The sequence below is a fragment of the Adhaeribacter aerolatus genome (genome assembly GCF_007991635.1).
GTDB lineage: Bacteria > Bacteroidota > Bacteroidia > Cytophagales > Hymenobacteraceae > Adhaeribacter > Adhaeribacter aerolatus.
In genome coordinates this window covers 1-12,759 of record NZ_BJYS01000024.1, presented here as the reverse complement: position 1 = coordinate 12,759, position 12,759 = coordinate 1, and the positions used below count along the sequence as shown (strand labels likewise).

Genomic DNA, 12,759 nt, shown 5'->3' with positions numbered 1-12,759 from the left:
TTCTACCTAAAAGCTGATTATGGACCTCTGTGAGTTCAATTTACAGGACCTTCAAGGGCGAGCTACCCTAATCTGGAAGCATGGTAATTTTATTGAATTTCGGGAGGAAGAAGATAGCCGGATTGCCCTTTATGACATGGGTAGTTTCTTTTCTGAAATCTGGTTTGACGCAGAGATGAGAAGGGTAAAAAAAGTTATTGGATTTAAAAGCTTACAAGGTTTGGAGCCTTACCTTAATAGCATAATAATAGATAAATAGCCCCTTAACGGTGAAAAATTAACTCCTAGGTAATTTTACATATTCTGACTTATAGGTCTGGGCATGCCGTTAGATAAACCAGAATGCAATTCTAGTTGTTGAGCGAACATTTATTGGCTGTCCTTCGCGAATAATCAACTTTAAAGTTTAAGAAGTAGAACCTGATTCTTTATTATAATCTAGGACGAAGCGATGTAGATATAATCAACGGGCTCCTTATATCAAATGACTAAAAAACCATCATAAGTTAATTTCATTAACAATTAAACTCATCTTTTTAAAATTACTTCTTATTTGATAAGGTTAAAATCATAAAACTTTATTTAAAATAATTCTAAATAATACTTGCATGGAAAAGATGTGGTATATAGTTTTGGGCCTTATTTAAAATTAGTCTAAATAAAGCTCCTTTATGCCCATGTATATTACTTTAAAAACTAAAGCCTTTACCCTTCTGGGATTAGCTGTCTGCCTTTCTTTTGCCTCCTGCTCGGAGAAGGAGACCGATACCATTCCGGAATATACCGTTCCAGCAACTTATGATTTTGCAGGGGCTGATTTTAGTACTTCCACAAACCGGATAAAAATGGCGGTGGAATTAAATTCTTATTTAGGTTCTGGTTCCACCACTGTGTTAGACCAAACCAAAGCTAATAACCTGTTCAACAACACCAGCGCACCCTTTAGCAATGCCGCTTTAAACACAGCTAATGTAAACCTGGCGTCTAAAACAGCTGATGCTGCCGTATATCAGGAGTTTATCCGGCAACATGTTACTAACAGCAATGCTAATGCCATACCGGCTACTCCGGGTCGGGCTGGTTTTATTCCGAGAGGCAGTGGCAAAATTTTAGTAGGCCCACAAGGTTTAGAGTACAACCAGGCCGTAGCTAAAGGCATGATGGGGAGCTTATCCTTTAAAGAAGCCATGACTATTCTGGCTGGTATTGCCAACGAAAATAATTCAACCGCCACCGAAGGCACTACGGCCATGGAGCGCCGCTGGGACGAAGCTTTCGGTTATTTGGGTATTCCGGCTGATTATGACCCCGCAAAAGAATACGCCAGCACCGATGTAAACCGACCAGTATTGTGGGGTGGTTATTTAGCCGAAAGAGGGAAACCAATTAACGCGGGCAGTACCTTGTTCGAGGCTTTCCGCAAAGGCCGGGCCGCTATTGAGGTTAAAGATTATGCCGTACGCGATGAGCAGGTAAAAAATATCCAGGAAACCTGGGAAAAACTAGCGGCTATTTCGGCTTTGGCTTATGTTACTATTCCGCAGGCTTCTGCCAGCGTAGGTAACCTGGGCACCCAATTCCATGCTTTATCCGAAGGCTATGGTTTTGTACTGGCTTTAAAATACCGGGCGGCCGGCAGTAAATTATCCGAAGCCAATTTCCAGAAGTTACTGACTATTCTTAACACCGATTTTTATACGCTGGTAAATGAACCGGGCTTTACTAAACTAAAAGAAGCCGAAACTATTTTAAAAACTGTGTATAGTTTATAAAAACAAAAGAAATTAATACTCCTGTGGGCAAACTCCCGGTAATTATTTACTGGGAGTTTGCCTGTTTAAAAGAGCAGAAACAGTTATGAATACTAAAGAGGCGGTCCTATAAACTGAACCTGCTTTTAGATAAAATACCAACATTAATTAAGCTTTACTGCAACTAAATAATTTTGAAGGCCATGAATTTATCCGGGAAAAAGACCTGGCTAGGGTTAATAGCAGCTGTTATGTTATTTGTAATTGCCTGTTCGGAGGGAGATAAAACAGAAGCCGTGCCCGACAATGGCTTTGATAAGACTGCCATGTTAACTAATTATGCTGATAACCTGATTATTCCGGCTTATGCCGGCATGGAGCAAAAACTGGCTGCCCTGGAAAGTGCCGTAAATACGTTTCTGGCAACCCCAACCACCGAAACCCAGCAAGCCTTAAAACCAATTTTTAAAGAAGCTTATTTGCAGTTCCAGCGAATTTCAGTTTATCAGCTAGGTCCGGCTGAAACGCTATTATTGAACAATTTCCTGAACACCTTCCCGGCTGATGCGGCGCTTATTGAAAATAACATCAGCAACAATACTTATAATCTGGAAGTAAATGCGGCTACAAAACAGCAAGGTTTTCCGGCTTTAGACTACCTGCTTTTTTCAGACCAAGCCTTACAGAAGTTAGACCAACCAACAGGCCCAAATCGGAAAAAGTACGTGCAGGATATTTTGGCCCGCATGAAAGCCCTGGTAAACACTGTACATGCAAACTGGAACAATACCTACCGGGCGCAATTTATCGCCAACACCCGGGCGGATGTGGGCAGCCCGATTGGCTTTTTGGTTAACCAGTTTGCCTATGAGCTGGACCAGTTAAAAGGGCCCCGCATTGGCTGGCCTTACGGCAAGCAATCCGGGGGTACGCTCTTTCCAGAAAAAAGTGAGGCCTATTATGGGGGCTTTTCGGGTTCCCTGGCCGTTGAAAACCTGACCAGCCTTAAAAAGGCCTATACAGGCAATGAAAGCGGTAAAGGTATTTCGGATTACCTGATAGCCTTGAAAAAAGAGCAGTTGAATACCGATGTCCTCCGGCAATTTGATTTAACCATAGATAAATTAAAAGCTATTCCGGACCCGCTTGCGGCCTCCTTTACTAGCCACAAAGATTTAGTAGATGCGGCTTACCGCGAGGTGCAGAATTTATTAACCTTAATGAAAACAGATGTAGCATCGGCTACCGGGGTGCGCATTACTTACCAGGATAGTGACGGCGATTAATTTTTTACCGGATATTCCGGGATGGCAAAGTTTCAGAAGCCGTCTGCAGCAGCCTCTTTCCATTGCGCCGCTGGTTACCTTTCGGGTACTGTTTGGCCTGATGATGCTGGGCAGCCTGGCCCGTTTTTGGCACAAGGGCTGGATAACCGAATTATACGTTAAACCTTCTTTTTATTTTACTTATCAGGGTTTTGAATGGGTGCGTCCGTTGGGTTATACCGGGATGCACCTTTTGTTTGCCGGTATGGCCTTGGCTGCCCTCCTGATTACGCTGGGTTTATTTTACCGGCTAGCCTGCGTCCTGTTTTTTTTAACTTTCACTTATGTAGAACTAATTGACAGTACCAACTACCTGAACCATTATTATTTTATCAGCCTAATTAGTTTTTTGCTGATTTGGTTACCGGCTAACCATTATTTTGCCCTCGATGTTACTTTTAAACGCCAGCACCCGATTAATTCAGTACCTCGCTGGATGGTAGGCACCATCCGGTTACAGGTAGGGCTGGTTTATTTTTTTGCCGGTATTGCCAAGCTAAATGGCGATTGGCTGCTTCGGGCTTTGCCTATGAAAATATGGTTGCCCGCCAAAAGCCATTTATTGCTGGTAGGTCCGTTAATGTATGAAACCTGGGTGGCTTACCTATTTAGTTGGTTCGGCGCCCTGTACGATTTGTTTATAGTTTTCTTTTTACTTCACCGGAAAACCCGGCCGGCGGCTTACTTCTTGGTATTGGTATTTCACCTGGCGACTGCTTTGTTCTTCCCCAGTATTGGCGTTTTCCCTTACGTCATGATTCTGTCGAGCCTGGTGTTTTTCAGTTCCGCTTTCCACCAGCGTTTTTTAGCTACTATCCAGCGAACAGGTTTATTTAGGATTGCCAAGCTAAATTCTCCAGCTCTGCCTTTTAAGCCGAGGGCGAACCAATTCCTGCTGACCATAATTGGTATCTTCTTCTTTTTGCAGGTACTCATTCCTTTTCGCTTCCTGCTGTATCCGGGTTCCTTGTTCTGGCACGAAGAAGGGTTTCGGTTTTCGTGGCGGGTAATGCTGATGGAAAAATCGGGGAATGTTTTCTTTTATGTAAAAGAGCCAGGCACGGGTAAAACCTACGAAGTAAATAACCGGGAATATCTTTCCCCTTTGCAGGAAAAAATGATGAGCACCCAGCCAGATATGATTTTGCGCTTTGCCCATTTTTTAGCTGAAACTTACCAGCAGGAAGGTATTAAGGAGCCTGCTGTGTACGCCGAGTGTTACGTGGCCCTGAATGGCCGCCGGTCCCGTTTGTTTATTGACCCAACGGTAAACCTGGCGCAGCAATCTTTAAGCTGGCGGCATTATAGTTGGGTTTTACCTTACCAAAAATCTGAATAGCACAGTAATGAAATATATAGCCTTCTTACTTTTAACCTTAACTACTTTTTTTGCCAACGCCCAGCAATTTACCATTAGCGGACTGGTTAAATTTAATGCCGCTCCGGCCACTGGTGCTACCGTATCGTTGCAGCCTTTAAACCGACAGGCGAGTTGTGCGCCCGATGGAATCTTTGTGTTTGAGGCTTTGCCACCTGGCAGTTACGAGATAATTGCAAATTACGGGGGAGCCAAAAAATACCGGCAGCAGGTAAACCTGGAGAACCAGAACGTAATCCTTCATATTGTTTTAACTTCTTCGGATGCTACCCTGAACGAAATAACGGTTACGGACAAAAATGAACAAGTAGCCGGAAACCTGCGCCAGGTAGAAGGAATGGCCATATATGCCGGTAAAAAAACCGAAGTAATCAATATTAATAATATTAATGCCAACCTGGCCACCAATAATTCCCGCCAGGTTTACAGCCGCATTGCCGGTTTAAATATTTGGGAGTACGATGGCGGTGGCCTACAGTTAGGTATTGGTGGTCGTGGCTTAAATCCCAGCCGGGTATCTAATTTTAACACCCGTCAGAATGGCTATGACATTAGTGCCGATGCGCTAGGCTATCCCGAAAGCTATTATACCCCTCCCATTGAAGCCGTAGATAAAATCGAAATTATCCGGGGCGCAGCCAGTTTGCAGTACGGTACCCAATTTGGCGGCCTTATTAATTTTCAGTTAAAGAAAGGCATCGTGGATAAACCCATCTCCTTCTTAAGCCGCCAGACGGGCGGTTCCTTTGGCTTTTATAATTCTTTTAACAGCCTAGGGGGAACCTTTAAAAAGCTAAATTACTACACGTATTACCAGTACAAAAAAGGAGATAGCTGGCGGCCAAACAGCCATTTTGAGCAACATGCCGCTTATGCTCACCTGGATTACGCTCTTACCCAAAAGTTAAAAGTTACCGGGGAGTATACCTATATGCATTACTTGGCGCAGCAGCCTGGTGGCTTAACCGATGCTGATTTTGCGGCGGATGCTTCGCAATCGGTGCGGGCCCGGAACTGGTTTCGGGTAAACTGGAACTTGGCCAGCCTTTCGTTCGATTACCGTTTCAGCGACCGCACCAAGATAAACTGGCGGAGCTACGCTTTGCGGGCGGGTAGAGAAGCTTTGGGCATTTTAAGTTATATCAACCGGCCTGACCCTGGAGGAGAGCGGGATTTATTAGCTGACACTTATAAGAACTACGGTTCCGAAATCAGGTTATTGCACCGGTACGATTTGGTGAAAGGACAACCCAGCACTTTCCTGGCCGGTGTGCGTTTGTACCGGGGACTGACCTTGCGCCACCAGGGGGATGCCGATGCAAGCACCGGACCCAAGTTTAACTTTGTACCCACGGAACCCAATACCTCCGGTTACCGTTTTCCGGGCACCAATGCCGCCGTCTTTGCCGAAAATATTTTTCAGTTGAACGACAAGTGGAGCATTACGCCGGGGGTACGACTGGAATATATCTCTACTAAAGCCAATGGCTATTATTACCAAACCATGCGCTTTGTACCGGATGTAAAAGTGAAGGAACAAAAAGAAAACAACCGTTCCTTCGCCCTGGCCGGGATTGGCTCTTCTTATGATTTAAGAAAGGGGGTAGAACTCTATGCCAACATATCGCAAAACTATCGCTCTATTAATTTTAATGATTTACGGGTAGTTAACGCCAATGCTCGGGTAGACTCGCTCTTAAAAGACGAAATGGGCTATACGGCGGATGGTGGTATCCGGGGCAAGTTAAATGATTGGCTTTATTATGATGTAAGCCTTTTCTACTTAAGGTATAATGACCGGATTGGTTCGGTATTTACCAAAGACCAGGATAATATGGTGTACCGCCTCCGGACGAATGTAGCCGACAGTCGGAATGCCGGTTTCGAAAGTTTAATAGAGGCTGATTTGTTGAAAGCCATCACCGGTGGTCGGAGCCGCTATAAATTCTCGGTTTATACCAACTTTTCCGCCATTGATGCCCGCTACATCCAAACGGAGGAAAGTGCCATCCAGGGCAAACGGGTGGAGTTTGTGCCACCTACTTTGTTCCGGACCGGGCTTTCTTTTGGTGATAACCGGTTTAATCTCACTTACCAGTATTCGTACGTGGCCAGGCAATATTCTGATGCAACGAACGCTGAATTTACGCCTACCGCAGTGGATGGTACTGTACCGGGTTACCAAGTCATGGATTTTAGTGCCAGTTACCAATGGAAATGGCTGGGTATTTTTGGGAGTGTGAATAACCTGGCTAATGCCAAATACTTTACCCGCCGGGCCGATGGTTATCCGGGTCCTGGCATTATACCTTCTGACCCCAGAGGTTATTATTTAACCTTACAGGTGAAGTTCTAAACCATATGCCACTGGAATCCGGTAAGCAGACCAATATTGACCACATAGTTAGCCTCTGGCTAATTAAAAACTAGTCTATGTTCTATTCAGTAGGCTTTTAACGTTCTTCCAGGTTCTACTTTAATAAATAGTCTTCTAAGGCCATTTTACATAAAGGCACTTATCAGCTTCTTAGTAAGAATCGGAAATAGTTTTCAACTTAGGGCAAGATATTACAGGAAACATATTAGGTCCCAAGTGGATATAATCCGAAATTGATAGGGAAGAAGCCTAAACTTTTCTTTTCTGAAAATATGTTCTTATGTTTTAACTTTGGAAATTATCGATAAGGCTTATGATGAGAATTTTTATTCTTTTAACCTTTCTGGCGGGTGTCCTGGGTGCCAATAGTTGTGAGCGCACCAGCCCAGAGGTTTATAACAAGCAAGCGGCTGATCCAGAGCTCCTGCATCAGACAGCCGATGAGCTTACCACGGCCATCATTCATGACATCTTTAAGCCCCCGGTAGCTAGCCGGATTTATGCTTATGCCAATCTAGCGGCTTACGAAGCCTTACGCAATGGCTATGCTGCTTATCCTACCTTAGCCGGAAAACTGAATGGTTTCCAAGCCGTACCGAAGCCCCAAAAAGGAGTTGAATACGCTTTTCCGGTGGCCTCTATTCAGGCCTACCTAAAAATAAGCAAAGCGTTCACCTATTCTACTGATTACTGGGAAAAGTACGAGCAGGAACTAAACCAGCGGTATGAAGCCATGAATATCCCGGCGGACGTTTATGAACGTTCGGTGGCGTACGGCCAGCAAGTAGCTGACCACGTGTTAGCCTATGCGGATAAAGATAATTACAAAGAAACCCGCGCCCTCATGCGCTATTCCATTACCGATATACCCGGTTCTTGGCAACCCACCCCTCCAACTTACGAGCCGGCATGTGAGTCTTCTTGGAACCAGGTCCGCTCTTTTACGCTGGATTCCTGCACCCAATTCAAACCCGCACCCCCGGCCAAGTTTGACCTGAAGCCCAACAGCTCCTTTTTCAAGATGGTGCAGGAAGTCTATGATTATGGCAAAAACCTGACGCCGGAACAAAAAGCCATTGCTTATTTCTGGGATGATAATGCCACGGTCAGTAATATTCACGGGCATGTGTCTTATTTATCTAAGAAGATGACTCCACCTGGCCATTGGCTAGCCATAGTCAAAACCATTTCCCAGGATAAAAAGCTGGATATGATGGCTTCTTTGCAGGCTTATACTTATTCTTCTATTGCCCTGTATGATGCTTTCATTGCTTGCTGGGATGAGAAGTACCGGAGTGCCCGGATTCGGCCCATCACCGTTATTCATCAAACAATAGACCCGTTCTGGGAGCCTTTCTTACAAACACCCCCTTTTCCGGAATACGTAAGTGGTCATAGCGCCATCTCGGCTTCTGCCGGCACAATGCTAATTCATTTATTGGGTAATGAAATAGCTTTTACCGATTCAACAGAATTTGTGTTTGGCCATGGCGTAAGGTCTTTTAAATCAATCAAAGAAACTTATATGGAAACCTCCATGAGCCGGATTTATGGCGGCATTCATTTTCGGGATGGTGCGCTGGAAGGAACGCGCCAGGGAGAGCAAGTGGGCGAGTGGGTTTGGTCTAAACTGGCCAGACCAAAAGAAACGCCGGAAAATATATTAGCAAGGAAATAATACGGTTGCTAACCGGATAAGAAAGGCTGCTTTAAACTCCTCCAAAGATTTAATGAAAAAGATATTTGTCTTACTACTTCTCCTTTTAAGCATTACCTCCTTCGGCCAAGGCCAGGTGCCGCGAGACAGTATCAAAGCCCAACAACTACGGGAAATTGAGGTTACCGGACAAAAGCCCACCATCGAGCGCTTAGCCAAAGAGAGGGATACTTTTATTTTTGCCGGTAAGAAAACCGAGGTCATCCAGCTGGAGAACCTCAATGCCAACATTACCGAAAAAACACCGCGCCAGCTGTTTGCCAAAGTACCGGGCGTTTTTGTCTACGACATGGATGGGTCGGGTAACCAGGTCAATATTGCTACCCGCGGTTTGGACCCGCACCGTGGCTGGGAGTTTAATATCCGCAAAAACGGCATTATCACTAATTCGGATATGTACGGCTACCCAGCCTCTCATTACAGCATGCCCATGGAAGCGGTGCAAAGAATAGAAATTGTCCGCGGCACGGGCTCGCTGCAATACGGCGCCCAGTTTGGCGGCATGCTCAATTATGTTTCCAAACAACCCGATACCACCAAAGCTATTGGCTTGGAAAGCATTGCGGCCGCCGGTTCCTTTGGCCTGTTAAGCACCTATAATGCCATCAGCGGCACCGTAGGCAAATTTAGTTACTATGCCTATTACAGCCGGCGCACATCGGACGGTTACCGGGATAACAGCCAAACGGATTATGATGCCCAAGGCGTTATTCTGCGGTACCAACCGACAAAGGCGCTGCGGGTCTCAGCGGAATTTGCCCGCTCCAACTATATCTATCAGATTCCGGGTCCATTGACCGACAGCATGTTCCGGGCCAATCCCCGGATGGCTACCCGGGGCCGGAATTATTTTAATCCGGATATTTACGTTCCTTCCCTCACGGTTGACTACCTGCTGTCAGACAATACCCAGCTGCAGTGGACCTCCTCGGCGGTACTGGGAAACCGCAACAGTGTGCAGTTTGATAAACCAGCTAATGTAGCGGATAGAATTGACCCGCTAACCCTTCAGTATGCTCCCCGGCAGGTAGATATTGACCAGTTTCATAGTTATACTTCCGAACTTCGGTTACGCCACCGCTATCAGTTAGGAGCCCTGCCGGCTACCTTAGTTACGGGCCTGCAGCTGATGCGCAATAATTTACACCGCTCCCAGTTAGGCAAAGGTACTACGGGTACCGATTTTGATTTAACCTTAAGTCAACCGGGCTGGGGAAGAGACCTTAATTTTATTACAAAAAATATGGCCATCTTTGCTGAGAACCGGCTGCTGTTAAGTTCCAAATTTTCCCTGAGTCCCGGTATCCGGCTGGAAAGCGGGCAATCTGACATGAGCGGCCAAATTACGTATTACCAGGCGCAGCAGCTGCCCAATACCATCAAGCACCGTTTCCCACTACTGGGTATCAACGCCGATTACGAGTGGCGGGCCGGGCATAATTTTTACGCCGGCTTTTCCCAGGCTTACCGGCCGGTCATCTTCAAAGACATTATTCCGGCTTCTACTTTCGAGCGGGCGGATAAAAACCTGAAAGACGCTACCGGCTATAACCTGGAAGCCGGTTACCGGGGCCAGCTAGCTGCCTTTAACTGGGACGTCAGTTTGTTCCAGTTGCGCTACAATAACCGGCTGGGCAGTCTGATGCAAACGGATGAGGCGGGTGATTTTTATATTTTGCGCACTAACACCGGTAATTCCTTAACCCGTGGGCTGGAGTTCTTCACCGAATACCAGCAGCAGCTGGCCCCGGACTGGCATTTTTCCCTCTTTACTTCTACTTGCTTCATGGAGGCGCGGTATCTGCAGGCGCAGGTGCGGCAAGGCAACGAGAATGTGTCGATTAAGGGCAACCAGGTGGAGGGCGTTCCGCAGGTGATTAGCCGCAATGGCATGACTATCCGGCACCAGCCGTTTAGCCTGTCGGTACTTTACAGTTATACGGCCAAGAGTTATGCCGACCCACTAAATACCGAAATCTCACCAGCTAACGGAGCGGTTGGGCTGGTCCCGGCTTATGGCATCCTGGATGTGAATGCGGCTTACCGTATTTCCCGGCAGATTCAGCTCAAGGTTAACCTGAATAATGTCTTCAATACACATTACTTCACCAAGCGGCCTAGCTTTTATCCGGGTCCTGGTATTTGGCCTTCGGATGGCCGGAGTGTCAATGCCGCTATTGGTATAAAGATTTAAATAGTGGTGAATCACTATTGATTCAGTAAAATGAAAAAGAAAGACAAATGTAACAAAACCCGGAACTCACCCCCTTTTTTACATAAACGAACTTATAAGCCAAATGGATCTGGTAAACGGCAGGGGAGACTTTTCAGTAAGACATATCGACCGGAGCGCTGTTTAAGTTATTAAGCGTATATTTAGAAGGGTAATTTATCCATACATTTCTTACTTATTTCCAGCCAAATATCTATTATAATAAATATTACGTTTATCAACTTAAAACGCCTTAACTCTTATTACATCAACTATGAAAAATTTAAAGAAACTTGCGTTAGCGCTTTCTTTTGTCCCTTTTCTATATGCCTGCGAAGAAAGTACAGATGTGGTGGATTCCGGTACTTACCAAGGCACGATTGATGAAGTGGAGGCGGAGGAAACTGAAATTTATGTTAAAACAGCGGATAATAAACGGCTGGAACTTTATTTTACTGATTCTACAAAGCTTACCCAGGCAGGCAGTACCGTTCCGTTTGAACAGTTGAAAGAAGGTGGCAAAGTGGAGGTGGAAGTAAAAAAAGTAGGTAAGCGATTAGAACCCATAGCCGTAAAAATTCTGGAATAAGATGGGGGAACCTTCTTTTTGGCGTACAGAAATTTGGCATCCCCTTACCATCCATTTTCCTATTGCGCTTTTACTGCTGGCTACCATAACGAAACTAACAGCACTTTTACTGCGAGAGAATTCTGCCGCTTTCTGGCATAGGACTGGGGCTTATCTGCTTTATGCAGGTTGCCTTACTGCTTGGCTAAGTATCTATACCGGAGGTCTGGCAGACGGGATAGTGTCACGGAAAATTTGTGACCCCACCGTTCTTAAAGACCATGAAATTGCCGCTTATAATTTAGCCTACCTCTTCTCTGCCGCTACTGTTTTAGAGCTATGTCTACGGCTTAATTTAATTAAGTTTAAAGCGAACGTTTTGCGTTTGGTTGTTGCCCTACTTATGCTTACAGGTTCTGGCTTCTTAGTATATGCTGGTCATTTGGGGGCCAGGGTAGTATATCAGCAGGCCGGCGGCGTATTAGTACCCACTGGTGATTGTGCCGGCTATAAGTAATAAGATGTCAGATTTAAATAACTCCTCCGAAAAAGGTCTTAAAACAACATTTATCGGAATCCTGTTCAGTGCCTTTTTAGCAATCATTAAGGCGCTGGGCGGGATTTTTGGTAATTCCTATGCCCTGATTGCAGATGCCATTGAATCAACAGCAGATATTTTTACCTCCGGTATGCTTTGGCTGGGATTAAAATGGGCAGCTAAACCAGCCGATAAAAATCATCCGTATGGCCACGGCAAAGTAGAAGCCTTGGTGGCGATTGGTATTGCCTTAGCCCTTTGTGCAGCAGCAATGCTCATAGCTACTGAAAGCATTCATAATATCCAATCTCCTCACAAAGTACCCGCATCCTGGACGCTTATTATTTTAGTTGTTGTCATTTTAACAAAAGAATTGCTGTACCGGTTTGTCCTGAAGACCGGATTGGAAATAAATAGCGGGGCAGTTAAAGCGGATGCCTTCCACCACCGTAGTGATGCCATCACCTCAGCAGCAGCTTTTATCGGTATAACTATTGGTATAATAGGTGGTAAAGGATACGAAGTAGCGGATGATTGGGCGGCTTTGCTGGCCTCCGGTATTATTCTTATTAATGCCTATTTAATCATTAGACCAGCTATTGGAGAATTGTTGGACGAAGATTTAGATCCGGAACTAACTAAAAAGGTTGCAAATATAACCCAGCAGGTAGCAGGAGTATTAAAAGTTGAAAAGTGCCATACCAGAAAAATGGGCGTTATGAATCACGCGGACATCCATATTTGGGTAGACCAGAATATTTCAATTGCCGATGGGCACCAAATAGCACACAAGGTGAAAACCAAAATCCAGGCCCAGCTACCCCAGTTTATTGATGTAATGATACATGTAGAACCAACTGAGGAAAAACGCTATTTATAAATGACTTAGGTTT

The 12,759-nt window shown here is 45.2% G+C and carries 9 protein-coding genes; all 9 read left to right on the top strand.

From position 1 onward, the window contains the following. Nucleotides 1-671: 671 nt before the first annotated feature. The 9 genes from AAE02nite_RS15755 to AAE02nite_RS15715 all read left to right on the top strand — a co-directional run bounded on the left by AAE02nite_RS15755 (nt 672) and on the right by AAE02nite_RS15715 (nt 12,746). Nucleotides 672-1,772 (top strand): DUF4856 domain-containing protein, encoded by a 1,101-nt coding sequence (locus AAE02nite_RS15755; protein WP_146899478.1) that lies wholly within the window; start codon nt 672-674, stop codon nt 1,770-1,772. 230 nt (nt 1,773-2,002) lie between these two features. Then, nucleotides 2,003-3,037, top strand: a complete 1,035-nt coding sequence (locus AAE02nite_RS15750; protein ID WP_170252618.1) for an imelysin family protein — start codon at nt 2,003-2,005, stop codon at nt 3,035-3,037. Next, complete coding sequence (locus AAE02nite_RS15745) at nt 3,024-4,415, top strand: HTTM domain-containing protein (protein WP_246151087.1); 1,392 nt, start codon at nt 3,024-3,026, stop codon at nt 4,413-4,415. Before AAE02nite_RS15750 ends, AAE02nite_RS15745 begins: the two co-directional genes overlap by 14 nt. Before the next feature lie 7 nt (nt 4,416-4,422). After that, nucleotides 4,423-6,810, top strand: coding sequence for a TonB-dependent receptor domain-containing protein (locus AAE02nite_RS15740; RefSeq protein ID WP_146899472.1), 2,388 nt, complete (start codon nt 4,423-4,425; stop codon nt 6,808-6,810). 334 nt (nt 6,811-7,144) lie between these two features. Beyond that, entirely contained in the window at nt 7,145-8,509 is a 1,365-nt protein-coding gene (locus AAE02nite_RS15735) for a vanadium-dependent haloperoxidase (protein ID WP_146899468.1), read from the top strand. Between the two features lie 52 nt (nt 8,510-8,561). Continuing rightward, complete coding sequence (locus tag AAE02nite_RS15730; protein WP_146899464.1) at nt 8,562-10,742, top strand: TonB-dependent receptor family protein; 2,181 nt, start codon at nt 8,562-8,564, stop codon at nt 10,740-10,742. Between the two features lie 292 nt (nt 10,743-11,034). Continuing rightward, complete coding sequence (locus AAE02nite_RS15725; protein ID WP_146899461.1) at nt 11,035-11,349, top strand: hypothetical protein; 315 nt, start codon at nt 11,035-11,037, stop codon at nt 11,347-11,349. 1 nt (nt 11,350) lies between these two features. Continuing rightward, nucleotides 11,351-11,845 carry a DUF2231 domain-containing protein gene (locus AAE02nite_RS15720; RefSeq protein ID WP_146899457.1) on the top strand — a complete coding sequence of 165 codons (495 nt, stop codon included), beginning with the start codon at nt 11,351-11,353 and terminating at the stop codon, nt 11,843-11,845. 4 nt (nt 11,846-11,849) lie between these two features. Continuing rightward, a complete protein-coding gene (locus tag AAE02nite_RS15715; protein WP_146899454.1) occupies nt 11,850-12,746 on the top strand; it encodes a cation diffusion facilitator family transporter in 897 nt (298 codons plus the stop codon). Nucleotides 12,747-12,759: the final 13 nt, after the last annotated feature.